At 59.4% G+C, this 18627-nt stretch carries 16 protein-coding genes and 1 tRNA gene; 11 read left to right on the top strand and 6 right to left on the bottom strand.

Annotation, left to right across the window (positions count from 1 at the left end; all coding sequences use genetic code 11):
* The first annotated feature begins 14 nt into the window (after positions 1-14).
* From ACR0KM_RS06815 to amaB, 4 genes are all read left to right on the top strand, one after another.
* A tRNA-Met gene (locus tag ACR0KM_RS06815) sits at positions 15-91 on the top strand.
* A 468-nt stretch (positions 92-559) separates the two neighbouring features.
* The gene (locus ACR0KM_RS06820; RefSeq protein ID WP_480861775.1) at positions 560-1075 is read left to right on the top strand and encodes an SPFH domain-containing protein; all 516 of its coding nucleotides are present in this window, start codon (positions 560-562) and stop codon (positions 1073-1075) included.
* A gap of 336 nt (positions 1076-1411) precedes the next feature.
* Positions 1412-2518, top strand: a complete 1107-nt coding sequence (locus ACR0KM_RS06825) for a saccharopine dehydrogenase family protein (protein ID WP_480861773.1) — start codon at positions 1412-1414, stop codon at positions 2516-2518.
* Between the two features lie 18 nt (positions 2519-2536).
* On the top strand, positions 2537-4033 hold the full coding sequence (gene amaB / locus ACR0KM_RS06830) for an L-piperidine-6-carboxylate dehydrogenase (RefSeq protein ID WP_480861772.1): 1497 nt from the start codon (positions 2537-2539) through the stop codon (positions 4031-4033).
* Positions 4034-4069: 36 nt separating this feature from the next.
* Here the strand turns inward: amaB and ACR0KM_RS06835 are convergent, their stop codons facing one another.
* Positions 4070-5647 carry a DUF5928 domain-containing protein gene (locus tag ACR0KM_RS06835; RefSeq protein WP_480861770.1) on the bottom strand — a complete coding sequence of 526 codons (1578 nt, stop codon included), beginning with the start codon at positions 5645-5647 and terminating at the stop codon, positions 4070-4072.
* Positions 5648-5786: 139 nt separating this feature from the next.
* On the opposite strand from ACR0KM_RS06835, the gene ACR0KM_RS06840 reads away from it, so the two are divergent.
* On the top strand, positions 5787-6605 hold the full coding sequence (locus ACR0KM_RS06840; protein ID WP_480861768.1) for a sulfotransferase family protein: 819 nt from the start codon (positions 5787-5789) through the stop codon (positions 6603-6605).
* Between the two features lie 161 nt (positions 6606-6766).
* Here ACR0KM_RS06840 and ilvD read toward each other — a convergent pair whose 3' ends face one another.
* Positions 6767-8599 carry a dihydroxy-acid dehydratase gene (ilvD, locus tag ACR0KM_RS06845; protein ID WP_480860634.1) on the bottom strand — a complete coding sequence of 611 codons (1833 nt, stop codon included), beginning with the start codon at positions 8597-8599 and terminating at the stop codon, positions 6767-6769.
* A gap of 106 nt (positions 8600-8705) precedes the next feature.
* Here ilvD and ACR0KM_RS06850 point away from each other — a divergent pair, with 106 nt between their 5' ends.
* From ACR0KM_RS06850 to ACR0KM_RS06865, 4 genes are all read left to right on the top strand, one after another.
* The gene (locus ACR0KM_RS06850; RefSeq protein WP_480860636.1) at positions 8706-9269 is read left to right on the top strand and encodes a helix-turn-helix domain-containing protein; all 564 of its coding nucleotides are present in this window, start codon (positions 8706-8708) and stop codon (positions 9267-9269) included.
* Positions 9266-9538: a CBU_0592 family membrane protein gene (locus ACR0KM_RS06855; RefSeq protein WP_480860638.1), complete on the top strand. Its 273-nt coding sequence runs from the start codon at positions 9266-9268 to the stop codon at positions 9536-9538. The genes ACR0KM_RS06850 and ACR0KM_RS06855 overlap by 4 nt, the downstream gene beginning before the upstream one ends.
* A 70-nt stretch (positions 9539-9608) precedes the next feature.
* Positions 9609-10463, top strand: coding sequence for a 3-mercaptopyruvate sulfurtransferase (sseA, locus tag ACR0KM_RS06860; protein ID WP_480860640.1), 855 nt, complete (start codon positions 9609-9611; stop codon positions 10461-10463).
* The gene (locus tag ACR0KM_RS06865) at positions 10463-11647 is read left to right on the top strand and encodes an amino acid aminotransferase (protein WP_480860641.1); all 1185 of its coding nucleotides are present in this window, start codon (positions 10463-10465) and stop codon (positions 11645-11647) included. Before sseA ends, ACR0KM_RS06865 begins: the two co-directional genes overlap by 1 nt.
* A gap of 116 nt (positions 11648-11763) precedes the next feature.
* Here ACR0KM_RS06865 and ACR0KM_RS06870 read toward each other — a convergent pair whose 3' ends face one another.
* A complete protein-coding gene (locus ACR0KM_RS06870; RefSeq protein ID WP_480860642.1) occupies positions 11764-13089 on the bottom strand; it encodes an ammonium transporter in 1326 nt (441 codons plus the stop codon).
* A 34-nt stretch (positions 13090-13123) separates the two neighbouring features.
* The gene (locus ACR0KM_RS06875) at positions 13124-13462 is read right to left on the bottom strand and encodes a P-II family nitrogen regulator (RefSeq protein WP_170537262.1); all 339 of its coding nucleotides are present in this window, start codon (positions 13460-13462) and stop codon (positions 13124-13126) included.
* Positions 13463-13719: 257 nt separating this feature from the next.
* Here ACR0KM_RS06875 and ACR0KM_RS06880 point away from each other — a divergent pair, with 257 nt between their 5' ends.
* Positions 13720-15906, top strand: coding sequence for a transglycosylase domain-containing protein (locus ACR0KM_RS06880; RefSeq protein WP_480860644.1), 2187 nt, complete (start codon positions 13720-13722; stop codon positions 15904-15906).
* A 60-nt stretch (positions 15907-15966) separates the two neighbouring features.
* On the opposite strand, the gene leuB is transcribed toward ACR0KM_RS06880, so the two are convergent.
* Positions 15967-17070, bottom strand: a complete 1104-nt coding sequence (leuB, locus tag ACR0KM_RS06885) for a 3-isopropylmalate dehydrogenase (RefSeq protein ID WP_480860646.1) — start codon at positions 17068-17070, stop codon at positions 15967-15969.
* A 91-nt stretch (positions 17071-17161) separates the two neighbouring features.
* Here leuB and ACR0KM_RS06890 point away from each other — a divergent pair, with 91 nt between their 5' ends.
* Complete coding sequence (locus ACR0KM_RS06890) at positions 17162-17689, top strand: redoxin domain-containing protein (RefSeq protein WP_480860648.1); 528 nt, start codon at positions 17162-17164, stop codon at positions 17687-17689.
* On the opposite strand, the gene ACR0KM_RS06895 is transcribed toward ACR0KM_RS06890, so the two are convergent.
* Positions 17686-18588: a LysR family transcriptional regulator gene (locus ACR0KM_RS06895; RefSeq protein ID WP_480860651.1), complete on the bottom strand. Its 903-nt coding sequence runs from the start codon at positions 18586-18588 to the stop codon at positions 17686-17688. The genes ACR0KM_RS06890 and ACR0KM_RS06895 overlap by 4 nt on opposite strands.
* Positions 18589-18627: the final 39 nt, after the last annotated feature.

Here is an 18627-nt window from a genome sequence, read left to right on the forward strand (position 1 = left end):
CCACAAAAAAGTGTCGCGGGATGGAGCAGCCCGGTAGCTCGTCAGGCTCATAACCTGAAGGTCGCAGGTTCAAATCCTGCTCCCGCAACCAGCGTCAGAAATATATCAATAACTTAGCGCCCCAATGGGCGCTTCTTGTGTTCGGCGTGTTGGAGCGTTGTGCTAAAGCGGTGCTATGCTGCACATCAAACTATGGCACCCTATTAGAATCGAAACCTGCCGTCAGAATCGCCGCTTCACTTCTTCCTAGACGAAAACCAATCCGCAGTCTCCGTCTGCACCGTCAGCCAAGTGAAACTGCATTGCCCGCAGACCTATAAACAAGGATTTTCTCTCTACCCCAGGGCATACGCGGCCCCGCGTATACCCCGGGTGGGGAAATGCCAAGGCTCAAGATGATATCACGCATGGCGGCTCTGAACCCATTTCCTCACTTTTTGCAAAACAGGATTGCATCGCGGGCTTGATGGCAACGAGTCGCTGGTTGGTCTTGGTCTCTAGGATTGCTATGCAACCAGAAGAGTAAATTTTCGAAAAAGAATTTTGAAGGAGCGTGGCTTTGCGTATCGGAACTCTGTTGATCTTCGCGGTGGTATTGCCTTTGAAAGCATCTGCTCAGACGGCTACTCTTGGCCGCGGGATTTTCACAGTTCCTCCCGATAGCGAAGCTCTAGTTTTTGGCAAGGATGGGGGCACAAAGCGAAAGGTGCGCCCCGGTCGACCTACGTGTGTCCCATTTTTTGAAACCGTTTTGATCGAAAAAACAATACCTGAGAGACCTGAAGATATCGTAAGCCCGCAGTCTATTGACGGTTGCAATGCCACAGTTTCAGTAATCTGGAGGATATCCGATTTGGAATCATACCATATTGAGGGAAGCGAAACTGCCGCTGTCGCAAAAATACAGGGTTTGATACAAGAGACTCTGGGACTTCCAGAAGCAGCAATGATTGACCGGGAGACTATTTCTAGTCGCTTACACTCCGCCTTTCGTGAAAGAAACCAAGCGTTTGAACAAGTTGGGGTAAATTACTTTCGCTCATTCGTGCGCCTTGAAAACTGTGCCCATGAGTAGTTTATTGATATGAGAGAACGACGGCAAAGACCGCATATACGACCCGTTCTTGGATGTTTGGGTCCTCGTCTTTATCGGTAGTATCCAACACAGTTCTGCGCATCACGACTGTATCGTGTCCTAGGAATGATCGTGCTTGCTTGCCCGCTCTAAATGCGGTGCAAAAGCGTGCGACCCTCCCATTTCAGGTATGCTGCAAACACAGGCCAACATGTCCGTGATTATGACGTAAAAAGCGATATAATGACGGCGATTTCGACATAACCGTCAAGATACACCCTGCGCCACGAACAAAGCGCCATCCATACTTAGGCAAACTGAGGATGGAGGCATGTTTTGAGCTGGAACATATGCGTTGTTGGAGCAGGGAAGATCGGTCAGATGATTGCGACCCTGCTGAAATCATCGGCCCATTATTCGGTCACGGTTGCGGATCACGACCTGGTTGCTTTGGCGGCCTTCAAAAAGCGGGGCATTCCCACTCGGCAGATCGATGCAACGGACCCAAAAGGGCTTGAGCAAGGGCTTGCCGGGTTCGATGCGGTGATCTCTGCGGCTCCGTTTTTCTTGACACCGGCGATTGCGGGGGCGGCTAAGGCCGTTGGGGCGCATTACTTTGATCTGACCGAGGACGTGGCGGCCACCAACGCCGTGCGCGATCTGGCGCAGGACAGTGTGTCGGCGTTCATGCCGCAGTGTGGTCTGGCGCCCGGGTTTGTCGGTATTGCCGGTGCGGCTTTGGCGGCTGAGTTCGACGAGATCGACAGCTTGCATATGCGGGTGGGGGCGTTGCCGCTCTATCCGACCAATGCGTTGAAATACAATCTGACATGGTCGACCGATGGTCTGATCAATGAATATTGCAACCCCTGCGATGCCATCGTGAACGGCGAGCGGATCAAGACCGCGCCTTTGGAAGATTACGAACTGATCGGCCATGACGGGGTGGAGTATGAATGTTTCAACACCTCGGGCGGGTTGGGTACGCTGCCCGAGACGTTGGATGGGAAGGCGCGGGCGGTGTCTTATCGCTCGATCCGCTATCCGGGGCATCGCGATATCCTGCGCCTGCTTTTGAACGATCTGGGGCTGGAACGTCGCCGTGATCTGCTGAAAGAGATTTTTGAGACCGCGCTGCCGCGCACCGATCAGGACGTCGTTCTGGTCTACTGCACCGCCAAGGGCATGGTTGGCGGCACGCTGCGCGAGAAATCCCTGATCAACAAGTCCTTTGCCCGTACCATCGACGGTCAGGTCTGGAGCGCGATTCAGATCACCACTGCGGCAGGTGTGCTGGGCGTTGTTGACCTGATGCGGACCGGGGCGCTGCCTTCGAAAGGTTTTGTCCGGCAAGAGCAGGTGAAGCTTGCGGATTTCCTGAACACCGAATTTGGCCGGCTTTATCGCGCCGGTGACGTAACCGAACAGAACAAGGCGGCCTGAGATATGAAAGACATCGTGATGACTGCAGAAACAACTCTGGCGAAACTGGACCTGACTGCGGCTGAGCTGACGGGGGGCACGCTGCGCGTCACCTCTCCGATCGATGGTGGCTTGCTGGCCGAGGTGCACGAGACACCCGTGGCTGAGATGGAGGCGGTCTTTGCCCGCGCGCAGGCGGCGTTCAAAGCGTGGCGCGTTGTGCCTGCGCCCCGGCGGGGCGAGTTGATCCGTCTGTTGGGCGAAGAACTGCGCGCCGCCAAGGATGAGCTGGGCGCGCTGGTCAGCTGGGAGGCGGGCAAGATCACCTCGGAAGGCCTGGGCGAAGTGCAGGAGATGATCGATATCTGCGATTTCGCCGTGGGCTTGTCGCGGCAGCTTTACGGTCTGACCATTGCCTCTGAACGCCCCGGTCACCGGATGATGGAGACCTGGCATCCGGCGGGGCCGGTGGGTGTGATTTCGGCCTTCAACTTCCCCGTGGCGGTCTGGTCGTGGAACGCGGCGCTGGCGCTGGTCTGCGGCGATCCGGTGATCTGGAAGCCGTCCGAGAAGACGCCTCTGACCGCGATGGCTTGCCAGAAGATTTTCGAACGCGCACTGGCCCGGTTCGGCGATGCGCCCGAGGGGCTGCTGCAGACCCTGATCGGCGGCGCTGCGCTCGGTGAGGCGCTGGTCGCCAGCGAGGATGTACCGGTGATCTCGGCCACCGGGTCGACCCGCATGGGCCGCGCGGTTGCGCCGATCGTGGCGCAGCGGTTCGGCAAGTGCATTCTGGAACTGGGCGGCAACAACGCCATGATCGTTGGCCCCTCGGCGGATCTGGAAATGGCGGTGCGCGCGATTGTGTTCTCGGCCGTTGGCACGGCGGGTCAGCGCTGTACCACGCTGCGCCGTCTGATCGTGCATAACTCGATCCGCGAGGAACTGGTGGCCCGTCTTAAGAAGGCCTATGCAGGTCTACCCATCGGTGATCCTCTGGCCGAGGGCACGCTGGTCGGGCCGCTGGTGGACGAAGCCTCGGGCGATGCCATGACAGCAGCGCTTGAGGCGGCGAAGGCCGAGGGTGGCACCGTGTTCGGCGGCAATCGCGTGACCGAAGGCGTGCCGGGCGGTGTCTACATGGAGCCGGCCATCGTCGAGATGCCGGGCCAGACCGCGACCGTGAAGACTGAGACCTTTGCTCCGATCCTCTATGTCATGGGCTATGATGATTTCGCCGAGGCGATCGACATTCAGAATGATGTGCCACAGGGCCTGTCGTCCTGCGTGTTCACGCTGAACATGCGCGAGGCGGAACAGTTCCTGACCGCAGCCGGTTCGGATTGCGGTATCGCTAACGTCAATATTGGCCCCTCGGGGGCCGAGATTGGTGGCGCGTTTGGTGGTGAAAAGGAAACCGGTGGCGGGCGCGAAAGCGGTTCGGACGCATGGAAAGCCTATATGCGGCGTCAGACCAATACGGTGAACTACTCCGCCGAACTGCCGCTGGCGCAGGGTGTGAAATTCGATATCTAAGGAAACTCTCCGGCAGCGCCCAGCGCGCTGCCGGATTCAATCGGCAAACAGGTAATCCAGTTTCATCACCGCGCTGGCCTGCTCGGCGCTGAGGTCCAGAAATGCGGCAATGGCCGCTTCGTTGTCCGCGCGATTCGCAGTCTCGCGCAGGTGGAACAAGCCATCATGCCGGGTGCCCCGGATCAGTTCCGAGTCGTATGCCAAAGCGTTGCGCAGAGTCGGCAGCAGGCGAGTGACTGACGCATCCCGGCTGTTTTGCCCCGCCAGCCCCACCCGATGGGCGTGGCCTTTCAGGTAGTCGTCGGAATAGTCGCACTCGATCTCAAGAATGCGCGTCTGGGCCTGATCGGCGCAGAAATCCTCGATCACCTCCAGATTGGACGGATCAAGGCACAGCACCAGCCGGTCCGTGCCAAAGTGATCAAACAGCATCCGCACCACCGCCCGCCGGTGGCGCGAACGTTTCTTCAGTGTGGTCTCGATACCGCCCAGATCGGGCAGGGGCGTGTCCTGTTCGTCAAAGATATATTCGATGCACGGAGTGTCGGTCTCGGACGCGATCTGATCCACCAGCCGCTTGGCCACGTGCCATTTCTTGCAGACGATCAGCAGCACCTGACGGTTCGGGCCCAGCGTATTCCCGGCCTCCCAGAACCGCTGCCCGAAACGCCGCCCGACCCGCCCGCGCCCGGTCAGGAAGTGATAGAGGTTGCGCCCCTCGCCCGAGATATCAAAGCTGACCCCTTCGCTGGCGTAAAGTTGCCCCAGCCGTTGTTTCAACTCATGTGCGCCTGGGCTGATTTTGCGCGCGAACAGGTAATCCTGCCCCAGCAGCATGTCATAGTGATCATTGTAGAAGGTGACCGGCATCCCGTAATCCGAGAACATCAGGAAGGTCAGTGTCCGGTTGTCGATCTCCTGTCTCGGGATCAGGTGGCGGACCAGGGTTTGAAAGAAGGTTTCATCCGGTATCCAAGTGGTCGAGAAGAACCGGATCACATCCCGGCGCTGGCGCAGCAGGTCCAGGATCATCTCGACGGTGCGCCGGCGCAGGCACCACCACTGGCTGCCGATCATGATCTGCAGGTCGGCCGGAATGTCGCGCGTCAGGCCAAAGCGCTTTTGGGCTTCGTAAAAGGCGTAGAACAGCCGTGATTGCGTGCGTTCGTTGAAATAATGGCGATAGATCAGCCGGTCTTTTTTCATGCCGGTCTTGATCCAGTTGCTTTCAAAGAAGTCATGGCTTTCGATGAAATCCGCGTCGTGCTCATCCAGAAAGCGATGCGCATATTCCGCCGTCTTGATCGCCATACAATCGCCCGACAGCATGTAGAAATGGGTGGCGCGCGGAAAGGCCTGAACCGCCGCCTGCAGCGCGTTCAGTGTGGCCTGAACCAGAGACCACTCACCCCAGCCGCATTTGACGCGCTTTTGGGCAAAGGTGACGTTCGGGTTGTCCTTCAAAGCCTCGCGGATGCGCGTATAGGCCGCCGCGTTGGCGCGGGCGTCGAAATGGATCGCCATGCAATCGCCTGCCGCCGTCAGTTGCCCGGCCTGTTCAATGATCGCGTCAGGGTCTTTGTGACACAGCAGGATATAGGCAATCGTTGCCATCGGTGTTCCGCAATTTCCGTTTCTGCCCGTTTGCAACCGTGATACTGAGGATGAGCGATTGAATAAACAGAATATTTTTGGTTCTTTGGGCCAATAAGCCGAGGTATCACCCGGATACCCGGCCAAGGAGGCGCAGCAGATGGGTTTTCCCGGAACATGGATGACCGAAAGCGAAAGCATGGTGTACCGCGTGGTGCCGAAATGCGCCTGCTCGACCATTGGTCAGATCATGTACTACTCGGATCATGGTCAGTTTTTCGATGGCGATATTCATGACGCGATCGACGGGATGCACAAATGGGCCTTTGGGGCCAGTCAGGACCCGATTGCGCGGAATGTGAAGTCGCACGGGTCCTACACCTTTACCTGTGTGCGCAATCCCTATACGCGGATTCTAAGCTCTTTTTTCGACAAGATCTGCGGCATCCAACGCAACGGCAAACGCTATCGCGGAAACCTCGTGCCGACGCTGGTCTACAATTACGGGATCGAAGTGGGCGGAGATGACGGCAAGGGCGAATTCGACCAGATCGCCAGTTTCCGCAGGTTTTTGCTGTTTGCGCGCGATACCATCCGCTGGCGGCGTCCGATGGACCCGGATATTCACTGGTCAGCCATGTCGGGTCATGTCTCGACCCTGATCGCGAATGGTGGTCAGTATGACCACATCTTCTGGACCGAGAAATTCAATGACGGGATGCAGGATGTGCTGGACAGTCTTGACACCGCGCACCCCGTAACCCTGTCCGAGATTCCGCGCTTCAACGAGTCCGAGGGTCATGGACCCAAACGCGCGCACCCGGTCGAGGACTATTTCGACGATCTGTCGATGCACCTGGTTTATGAAATCTACAAACAGGATTTCGAGCTGTTCAAATACGATTTCGAAAACCCGGCGAACAAGATGCCGATTGCCGAGATCGATCTGGACGAGATTCACGCCAAGCTGGGCGATTGAACAGGGGCAAAGGTTCTCCCGCCCATCGTCAATGTTTCTTACGAAACATCTCCTCTGGTTGGGCCCGGCACCGCGCTTTGCGCGGCGCCGGGCCCAAAGCCGCAAGGGCTATCGGCGGAGCCGATGGCACGTAGCGGGTGCGGGTGTGCCCCGTTTTGGTTTTACACCTGACGAACCGCGCCTTTGGCTGCGCTTGTGGTCAGCTTGGCATAAGCTTTCAGCGCCGTGGACACTTTGCGTTTGCGCGGCGCGGCGGGGTGCCAGCCTTTCTCGTCCTGTTCCTCGCGCCGGGCGGCCAGTTCCTCATCGGATACGGCCAGATGGATGGTGCGGTTGGGAATGTCGATCTCGATCCGGTCGCCGGTTTGCACCAGTCCGATCTCTCCACCCTCGGCCGCCTCGGGAGAGACATGACCGATCGACAGCCCCGAGGTGCCGCCCGAGAACCGCCCATCGGTCAGCAGCGCGCAGGCTTTGCCCAGACCCTTGGATTTCAGATACGAGGTCGGGTAGAGCATTTCCTGCATCCCCGGCCCGCCGCGCGGGCCTTCATAGCGGATCACCACCACGTCGCCCTCTTTCACCTTGCCGGTCAGAATGTCGTTGACCGCCTGATCCTGGCTTTCGCAAACATAGGCCGAGCCGGTGAATTTCAGGATGTTCTCATCCACGCCTGCCGTTTTCACGATACAGCCGTCGCGCGCGATGTTGCCGAACAGAACCGCCAGACCGCCATCCTGACTGAACGCATGTTCTTTTGAACGGATCACGCCGCCCTTGCGATCCGTGTCCAGCTCTTTGTATCGGTTCGACTGACTAAATGCCTGTGTCGTGCGCACCCCACCCGGAGCCGCCTTGAATAGGTCCTGCGCGCGCGGATTGTTGGCAACCTTGATGTCCCAGTTGGCGATCGCCTCGCCCATCGTGGCCGAGTGCACGCTTGCGCAATGGTCATGGAACAGGCCCGCACGGCTGAGTTCGCCCAGAATTGAGAAGATACCACCGGCGCGGTGCACGTCTTCCATATGCACGTTCTCGGTGTTGGGCGCGACCTTGCACAGGCAGGGTACGCGTCGGCTGAGGCGGTCCATGTCGGACATGGTGAAATCAACCTCGCCCTCATGCGCGATGGCCAACAGGTGCAGCACGGTGTTGGTTGAACCGCCCATGGCGATATCCAGTGACATGGCGTTTTCAAAGGCATCAAACGTCGCGATCTCGCGCGGCAGGAAGCCTTTTTCGTCCAGATCGTAGTGCCGCTTGGTGATCTCGACGATGCGGCGACCGGCCTCAAGGAACAGCTCTTTCCGGTCCGAATGCGTGGCCAAGGTCGAGCCGTTGCCCGGCAGGGCCAGACCCAGCGCCTCGGCCAGACAATTCATCGAGTTTGCGGTGAACATACCCGAACACGACCCGCAGGTGGGGCAGGCGTTTTCTTCGATATGCTGGACCTGTTCGTCGGTGAACTTGTCGTCGGCGGCGGCGACCATGGCGTCCACAAGGTCGATCTTCTTGGCGTCCAGATCGGCGATGTCGATCTTGCCGGCCTCCATAGGACCGCCCGAGACAAAGATCGCTGGAATGTTCAGGCGCATGGCGGCCATCAGCATACCCGGCGTGATCTTGTCGCAGTTCGAGATACAGACCATCGCGTCGGCACAGTGCGCATTAACCATGTATTCGACCGAATCCGCGATGACCTCGCGCGAGGGCAGGGAATACAGCATCCCGTCATGGCCCATGGCGATACCGTCATCTACCGCAATGGTGTTAAACTCTTTGGCGACGCCACCAGCCTTTTCAACCTCGCGCGCAACCATCTGGCCAAGGTCCTTCAGGTGGACGTGACCGGGCACGAATTGGGTGAACGAATTGACGATGGCAATGATCGGCTTGCCGAAATCGTCGTCGCCCATACCGGTGGCGCGCCACAGGCCGCGGGCACCGGCCATGTTGCGGCCATGGGTTGAGGTTCTGGAACGGTAAAGTGGCATGATGCTGTTTCCCTTTTGCCCCGGTTGCGATATGCGGGAGATGTGCGTTATAGCGCACGTATCATATGTGCGTTATAACGCACAAGCGGATTCGGAAGATGACGACATGGCACCAGACGACATAACGCTGAAACTCCGGGATGTGCGCGCCGCCTCGGGGCTGAGCTTGTCGAAAGTGGCCGAGATGACCGGCGTCAGCAAAGCCATGCTGGGTCAGATTGAACGCGGCGAATCCAGCCCCACCATCGCCACGCTGTGGAAAATCGCGAAGGGCTTTCAACTGCCGCTAAGCGCGCTGATCGATACAACGTTCGGCGACCCGTCGGTGTTTCAGACGGTGACCTTCCCGGGCAGTATCGAGGTCAAGATCGTCTTTCCCTTCGATCCCGCACTGGGGGCCGAGACCTTTCACGTCAGCCTGCGCCCAAACCAGAGCCACGATTCACCCGCCCATGCCGCAGGTGTGACCGAAGAGGTTTTCGTGCTGTCCGGAACGCTGGATATTCTGCGAGACGGCGAATGGGTGCCCCTGCAGGCCGGGCAGGGCTTGCGTTTTGCCGCCGACATACCCCATGGGTATCGCGCGGGCGCTCAGGGTGCAGCGTTTCTGAACATGCACCACTATGCCCAGAACAGTGACTACTCTGAAAACGGCACGGGGCATTCATGACGACATTCTTTGACAGCCTCACCATTGCGGACGCCATCGGCTCATTCGGGGCGCTGATTGTGGTTGCGGCCTATTTTGCCACGCAGATGCGGATGATGAATTCGGACGATCTGATTTTTCCGGTGGTGAACCTGCTGGGCTCGGTCCTGATAGTCTATTCTCTGGTGCGTAATTTCAATCTGGCCTCGATGTTGATCGAAGGCTTCTGGATAGTGATCAGCATCGTCGGGATCATACAGCATTTCCGCCTGCGCCACAGATCGCAATAGCCGCATCCAGCCTTGAACCCCTATGCTGCCGGGTATAGTGAAAAATCAAGCTCGCTCAGGGGAGGCTTTGATGCAAGACGATCCAAAAACCCTCGTATCCACGGACTGGCTGGCCGCGCATATCAAGGATCCGGATCTGCGGATTCTGGACGGGTCGTGGTATCTGCCGCAGCAAGGGCGCGATGCGAAGTCAGAATATGATGCAGGCCATATCCCCGGTGCGCGGTTCTTTGATATCGATGATATCTCGGACCACCGCTCGGATCTGCCGCACATGGCCCCTCCGGTCGAGAAATTCATGTCACGCCTAAGGGCGATGGGCGTGGGGGATGGCCATCAGGTTGTGATCTATGACGGCGCGGGCCTGATGTCGGCGGCGCGTGTCTGGTGGCTGTTCCGGTTGATGGGGCAAGAGAATGTCGCGGTTCTGGATGGCGGTTTGCCGAAATGGCAGGCCGAAGGCCGCGAGATCGAGGACCTGCCCCCAATTATCCGCGACCGCCACATGACCGTTCGGGTCCAGAACCATCTGGTACGCGACGTGACACAGGTGTCCGCCGCTGCCAAGCTGAACGATCATGAGATCATAGATGCGCGTTCCGCCGCGCGCTTTGCCGGAACCGAGGCCGAGCCGCGCGAGGGCTTGCGCTCGGGTCACATTCCGGGATCGCGCAATGTGCCGTTCGGGCAGTTGCTGAACGCCAACGGCACGATGAAATCGCCGGAGGAGTGCCGCGCTGTGTTCGAGGCCGCCGGAGTTGATCTGTCGAAGCCCGCGATCACCTCGTGTGGGTCGGGCGTTACGGCTGCGATCCTCAGCCTTGCGCTGGAACGCATCGGCAAGAAAGACCATTCGCTTTATGACGGCTCCTGGGCGGAATGGGGTGCATTCCCGACCCTGCCCGTCGCAACCGGAGAGACCTGATGTTCGAATTCCTCAAGCCGCAGCCTGCGGATAAAATCCTGATGCTGATGCAAATGTATCGCGAAGACCCGCGCGATCAGAAGATCGATTTGGGTGTTGGCGTCTACAAGAACGCCGAAGGCGTGACCCCGGTGATGCGCGCGGTCAAGGCGGCCGAGCGGCGTCTGGTCGACGAGCAAGAGACCAAAGCCTATACCGGTCTGGCCGGTGATCCAGCCTTTGCTGACGCGATGATCGGGCTGATCCTGGGGTCGTCGGTTCCGCGCGCAAATATCGCTGCCGTGGCGACGCCCGGCGGAACCGGCGCATGTCGGCAAGCGTTCGAGATGATCCGCATGGCCAACCCTTCGGCGCGCGTGTTCGTATCGAACCCGACCTGGCCGAACCACCTGTCGATCCTGAACTATCTGGGCATGGAGACGGTCCAGTATCGATATTTCGACGGCGACACGCGCGGCGTTGATTTCGACGGCATGATTGCCGATCTGAAAACCGCCAATGCGGGCGATGTGGTTCTGCTGCATGGCTGCTGTCACAACCCGACTGGGGCCAACCTGAACCTCGTGCAGTGGCAGGAGGTCGTGAATGTGATCAATGACCGCGGCCTCGTGGCGATGATCGACATTGCCTATCAGGGCTTTGGCGACGGTCTTGAGGAAGACGCGCAGGCCACCCGCCTTGTGGCATCGTCCGTCAAGGAATGCCTGATTGCGGCGTCGTGTTCGAAGAATTTCGGGGTTTATCGCGAGCGCACCGGCCTGCTGATGGCGATCAGTGCGGATGCGGGTCAGACGGCGCTGAATCAAGGCACGCTGGCCTTCCTGAACCGCCAGAACTATTCCTTCCCGCCGGACCACGGCGCGCGCGTCGTGACCACGATCCTCAACGACGACGCCCTGCGCGCCGATTGGGCCGCAGAACTGGAAGAGGTCCGCCTGTCGATGCTGGGCTTGCGTCAGCAGCTTGCCGATGAGCTGCAGCGTCTCAGCGGTTCCGACCGGTTCGGCTTTGTCGCGCAGCACCGCGGCATGTTCTCGCGCCTTGGGGCTGCGCCGGAGCTGGTCGAAAAGCTGCGGGTTGATCACGGCATCTACATGGTTGGCGACAGCCGCTTGAATATCGCGGGCCTGAACGCGACCACCGTGCCAATCCTGGCCAAAGCGATTGTCGATGTAGGCGTCTGAGAAAACTGCAATCCGTTCTAAAAGCCGCGCTTTCTTGCGCGGCTTTTTTCTTCGGAGGGCCCGACACGAAAAAGGCCGGACGCGAGCGCCCGGCCTTTGTCTTTTTATCTCAGGCCTTAGCCCTTGGAGAACTCAGGGTACGCTTCCATACCCAGCTCGCCCATATCCAGGCCGTTGATCTCTTCTTCCTCGCCAACCCGCAGGCCGACGGTGGCCTTGAGGATCGAGAACAGGATGAAGCTGACGACGAACACGAAGGCACCGATCGCAGCAAAGCCGATGATCTGAGTGACAAAGGACGCGTCACCGTTGGTCCAGGCCACGATGAAGGTGCCCCAGAAACCGGCGATCAGGTGAACCGGGATCGCACCAACCACGTCGTCGATCTTCATACGGTCCAGCATCGGGACGGTGAACACAACGATCACACCACCGATTGCACCGATGATCAGCGCCTGGAACAGCGACGGAGCCAGCGGTTCAGCGGTGATCGAGACCAGACCGGCCAGCGCGCCGTTCAGCACCATGGTCAGGTCGACCTTGCCATACATGACCTGCGTCAGGATCAGCGCGGCGACGGCACCGGCTGCTGCAGCCATGTTGGTGTTGGCAAAGATGCGGCTGATATCGGCCATGTCACCGATGGTGCCCATTGCCAGCTGCGAGCCGCCGTTGAAGCCGAACCAACCAAGCCACAGGATGAATGTACCCAGAGTGGCCAGCGCAAGGTTCGAGCCCGGGATCGGAACAACCTTGCCGTCCTTGTTGTACTTGCCAATACGTGGGCCCAGTACGATCGCACCTGCAAGCGCTGCAAAACCACCAGCGGCGTGGACCAGAGTCGAGCCAGCAAAATCGCTGAAGCCCATCTCGGACAGCCAGCCACCGCCCCACTGCCAGGACGCTTCAATCGGGTAGATCACACCGGTCAGGACGATAACGAAGATGAAGAAGGGCCACAGTTTGATACGCTCGGCGACGGTGCCCGACACGATCGAAGCGGTGGTTGCACAGAACATCAACTGGAAGAAAAAGTCCGACCCGACAGAGGCATAGGACAAATCGGTTTCCACGCCGTCCAGACCCACCGGCTCGAGCGAGGTGGGCGAGAATGCGCCGAGGATGCCGGGGATCGTCCAGCCATCGCCGGGATACATCAGGTTGAAGCCAACCAGCCAGTACATGATGGCGGCGAATGAAAACAGGCCCATGTTCTTGACCAGCTGCATGGCAACGTTCTTGGAACGCACCAGACCGGCTTCGAGCATGGCAAAGCCGGCCGCCATCCAGAACACCAGAAAACCGCCCATCAGGAACAGCAGCGAAGTCAGGATATATTGCGTATGCTGCGCGGTTTCGCCGCCAGCGGCCTCTTGCGCAAGGCCCATCTGCGGCAGCGCAAAAAGTGCGGCAGCAGGGATGAGAGATTTCATCAGGTTCATGTGTCTTCCTCGAATTGAGTCTAAGTGGCGGCGCTTACAGCGCTTCCTCGTTGGTTTCCCCGGTCCGCACGCGCAGCGCCTGCTCGACATCGAGGACAAAGATCTTGCCGTCGCCGATCTTGCCGGTCTTGGCGGTGTTGGTGATGGTCTCAACGATCTGGTCGGCCATGGTTGCGGGCACCACGATTTCCAACTTGATCTTGGGTACAAAATTCACGGCGTACTCTGCGCCGCGATAAATCTCGGTGTGACCGGATTGCGAGCCGAAGCCCTTGATTTCGGTCACCATCATGCCGCGCACGCCAGCCTGGGTCAGTGCTTCGCGCACCTCCTCGAGCTTGAACGGCTTGATTGTCGCAATGATCAGTTTCACGTCTGTCCCCTCTGTTACCCCGGCGAGGCCGGTATTTTGCACGTGCAGAAAAAAGCGTGACGCCGCTCGTTAGGGAACGATTCCGGGGCTGTCACGCAGCGGAAAAGATCCCGAAGTTGCACATTTTTTGCACAAATAGGGTGTGGTGATTAAAAAATAGGCACAAAAACGAGGGGAAATACCGGTATTTCACACCTCTACAGCGGGCTTTCACCAAGGTATGGTGACGCAAAAGCATAATCGGGCAGAGTTTGAGCATGACTGAGTCCAAGCGCCGCAAACCGACACTGGTCGCGGACAAAAGATACCCGTCCAAAGGGCGCAAACCCACGGCGACCAAACGCTCGGCCAAACCGGCAGGCAAAAAATCGACCGCGCGCAAAACCGCGCCACGCAAGACTGCGCGCAAGAAAACACGCCGCAGTTCGGGCGGTAGGGGCGGGGGTGTTTTCCGCCGTCTGTTCCGGTGGCTCTGGCGGCTGTTCTGGGGGATCACGTGGCGTGTGGGCGCTGTTGCGGTTCTGTTGCTGGCGCTGGCGATTGGTGTTGTCTATACCTCGTTGCCCGATGTCGACGCCCTGCTGGACGGGCGTGCGAAGGGATCGGTGACGCTGTTGGATCGCGATGGCAAGGTGTTTGCATGGCGCGGCGACCAGTTTGGCGGGGTCATCACGGCGGATACGGTTTCACCCCATCTCAAGAACGCTGTGATCGCGACCGAGGACAAACGCTTCTACCGCCATTTCGGCGTCAGCCCCCGCGGGGTTGCCAGCGCCGTGCGGATCAACCTGAGCGAAGGGCGCGGGCCGTTGTCAGGCCACGGTGGATCGACCATAACGCAGCAGACCGCAAAGCTGCTGTGTCTGGGTGTGCCTTATGATCCCGCCGCGTGGGAATCGGAGGCGGCATATGAGGCCGATTGCCGTCAGGGCTCGCTGTGGCGGAAAGCGAAAGAAGCGGTCTATGCGATGGCGATGGAGGTGAAATACTCCAAGGATGAAATCCTGACCATCTATCTGAACCGGGCCTTTCTGGGCGCAGGTGCGCGCGGGTTCGAGGCCGCCAGCCAGCGCTATTTCGGCATTTCCGCGGCCGAGGTCAGCCCGGCAGAGGCCGCTATGCTGGCCGGTCTTCTGGTGGCGCCGACGCGCTATGCCCCAACCAATAACCTGCAACGCTCGCAGGATCGGGCGCGCTTGGTCGTCGGTCTGATGGAGGATCAGGGTTATCTGAGTGCAGCGCAGGCCAGCGAGGCCCGCAGCCGTCCGGCAGAGCTGTCCGAGGCGGCAGCGGCACGCGCTGGCGGCTATTTCGCCGATTGGGTCATGGCCAGCGGGCCCGAATTCTTTACGCGCAACACCACCGAGGATGTGGTGATCCGCACAACGCTGGATCAACGGCTGCAGACATCGGCAGAAGAGGCGCTGAAGTATATTTTCCAGGAGAAGGTGCGCGAAGGATCAAAGGCGCAGGCCGCGATTGTGGTGATGTCCGCCGATGGCGCGGTGCGGGCCATGGTTGGCGGGCGCAAGACGAGGGTGTCGGGTGCCTTCAACCGGGCGACGCAGGCGCTGCGCCAGACCGGGTCTTCGTTCAAACCCTTTGTCTATGCCACCGCGCTTGAACTGGGCTATTCACCGCTGGATACGGTGATGGATGAACCCTATTGCGTGGATATACCGGGTTCGGGTCAGTGGTGCCCCAAGAACTATACGAACAAGTTCTATGGCCGGGTGACGCTGGCGGATGCGCTGAAGAACTCTTTGAACATTCCAGCCGTCAAGGTCGCTGAAATCTCGGGGTTGGAGAATGTGCGCACGGTTGCCGCCGGTTTCGGTATAGCTAATGATCTGGCCGAGGGGCCTGCGCTGGCGTTGGGCGCGTCCGAAAGCACATTGATCGAGATGACCGGAGCGTATGCGGGTATCCTGAACGGCGGCTCGTCGGTGGAACCTTATGGCCTGACCGAATTGAAGCTGCTGGGCGAGACTGAGCCGGTGATGGTGACAACAACCGGGATCGGCGAACGCGTGATCAATGACAAGGCCGCCAAGCAGCTGACGTGGATGATGGAACGTGTTGTGTCCGAAGGCACCGGTGGCCGCGCGAAGCTGCCGGGTTGGCAGGTGGCGGGCAAGACCGGTACTACGCAGGCCGCGCGGGATGCGTGGTTTATCGGTTTCACGGCGGATTACGTGGCAGGGGTCTGGATGGGGTATGATGACAATACGCCTCTGTCCGGTGTGACCGGTGGTGGGCTGCCTGCGGAAATCTGGAAGGAAACGATGGTGCGCGTGACCGAGGGAATGACACCAACGCCTCTGCCGATGCTGGCACCGGATCCACCGGTCAGAACCGCGCAACCGCAGCAACAACGCCGCAAGAAGGAAACCGGTTTGGACCGGGCGATCAACAACCTGCTGAACAACATCTTCGGTAATTGACCCGGCAAAGAAAAAGGCGGTGCGCTGGGTACCGCCTTTGCTATTCCCATGGACGCCGGATCAGAGGCTGTCGTCCAACGCCACCAGAATCGCGTCACCCATTTCCGCGGTCGAGACCGGCTGAACGCCCTCTTCAGCCAGCAGATCCGCGGTGCGGACACCATCGGCCAGAACCTTTTCGATCGCGCCTTCCAGACGGTCGGCCTCATCCCCCTGATCAAAGCTGTAGCGCAACGCCATTGCAAAGCTGAGGATACAGGCGATGGGGTTGGCTTTGCCCTGACCTGCGATATCGGGGGCCGAGCCGTGCACCGGTTCATACATCGCCTTTGGACGGCCATTGGCCATTGGGGCACCCAGTGACGCGGATGGCAGCATCCCCAACGAGCCGGTCAGCATCGCGGCGCAATCCGACAGCAGGTCGCCGAACAGGTTATCGGTGACGATAACATCGAATTGCTTGGGTGCGCGCACCAGCTGCATCGCGCCGTTGTCGGCATACATATGGCTCAGCTCGACCTCTGGGTAATCCTGGCCAACGCGGTCTACGACCTCGCGCCACAGGATGCCCGATTCCATGACGTTGGCCTTCTCCATCGAGCAAAGTTTCTTGTTCCGGCGCATCGCCAGTTCAAAGGCCGAGCGCGCGGCGCGCTCGATCTCGGATTCGGTATAGCGCTGGGTGTTGATCCCCACGCGTTCGTTGCCTTCGTTGAAGATGCCGCGTGGCTCACCGAAATAGACGCCCGAGGTCAGCTCGCGCACAATCATGATGTCCAGCCCGGCCACAACGTCGGGTTTCAGAGACGAGAAATCGGCCAGCGCGTCAAAGCACTGCGCCGGGCGCAGGTTCGAGAACAAGTCCATTTCCTTGCGCAGGCGCAGCAACCCGCGTTCGGGCTTTACGCTGAAATCCAGATCGTCGTATTTGGGGCCGCCAACAGCGCCCAGCAGAACCGCGTCGACCTCTTGCGCCTTGGCCATGGTTTCATCCGACAGCGGCTTGCCATGCGCGTCATAGGCCGCACCGCCGACCAGATCCTCGCTCACGTCAAAGTGAAGATCACGCTTGGCACCGAACCAATCGATAACTTTGCGCACTTCGGCCATGACTTCGGGGCCAATTCCGTCTCCGGGCAGGATGAGGAGCGAAGGGTTGGACATGAACGATCTCCTTGCGTTTCGTTGCACAGGCCCTAGCGTTTGCGGGACATCGGGTCAATGAGACGTACCCGCCAAAACGTGAGGAATAGACATGCTGACACCGGGAAACCCGGCCCCATCGCTCAAAATTGAAACCGTGGGCCACGGTCTTTTCGATATCGAGCGCGACGCAGGCGAGAACGGCACGCTGGTCATCCAGTATCGGGGCCTGCATTGCCCGATCTGCATTCGCCAGATGGGCGAAGTCGAAGCGGTGCTGGATGACCTCGCCGAACTGGGTATCGAGGTGATCATGATCACCACGGATACAGGCGATCGTGCTGCGGAAACCGTCGAGAAAGCGGGGGTTTCGAAGCTGCGCGTCGGGTACGGCCTTTCGATGGCCGAGGCAGGTGATCGCTGGGGGCTGAACATCTCGGTGGCACGCGAAGGCAGCGCAGAACCTGCGCTGTTTGCCGAGCCCGGGCATTTCTATATCAAGCCCGATCAGACGCTGCATTATGTCTGGCAGCAGACGACGCCTTTTGCTCGTCCACCAATGTCCGAGATTGTCGGTGGGCTGAAATTCACCCTCGCGAATGATTACCCCGCACGCGGCACATATACAGGCGCGCTTTAGGCGTATTGCAATCTGGCCTTTAACCCGTCGGCTAACAAGTCCCAGACTCTGCGAATGCGCGGGGTCTGGCGCATGGCCTGCGGCGCAGCCAGCCAGACCGGCAGAACCGGTATCTCGACATCAATATCCAGCACCTCAATCCCAGGGTCGGCTTTCGCGATGCTGAGCTGGCCGAAACCGATGCCGCAGCCGGCACGGATTAGCTGCCAATAGGTGGTCTGGTTATCGCACCGGGTGGCAAAGCTGTTACGGCTGGCGGGCCAGCCTTTGTCGCGCATGGCGGTGATGATGTCCTGATTGGCGTCAAATCCCACCAGATCATGCTGCATCAGATCCTCAGGCGTAGACGGAGACCCACGGCGTTGCAGATAGGATCGAGCAGCGCAGAAACATAGAGGAACCTCTCCGATGTGCCTGGCCACGATGTCGATCTGCGCGGGGCGATACATGCGCACGGCGATATCGGCTTCTCTGAACAGCAGGTTCTCGCTGGTGTCCGACGCGACCAGTTCAAGCTGAATCGCCGGTTCTGCCTGACGGATCAGGGCAAGGATCGGGGGCAGCAGATGATGAGATACAAAGACCGAGGCGGTGATGCGAACGGTCCCCTCAAGCCGCTGCGCCTGCCCCGCCGCTGTCAGCCCCAGCGCATTGACGGCGCTGCGCATCTGTTGAGCCATCGGTAATACCTGCTGTCCAACCTCGCTGAGCGTCAGCCCCCGCGCATGCCGCTCGAACAGGGGCACGCCCAGTTCTTCTTCAAGCGCATGCACTTGCCGCCCCAGTGTCGGCTGGCTGCGCCCCAGCAGCCGGGCGGCCGCTGAAAGCGACCCGGTTTCGGCCACCGCCAGAAAGCTTTGGATCAGGGACCAGTCAGACAGTTGCAGAGGTTTAGTCATTCAAAAATGAATACATGATCTGCATTCTTCAGCAATTCC

The sequence above is a fragment of the Ruegeria sp. G10 genome, assembly GCF_056533645.1.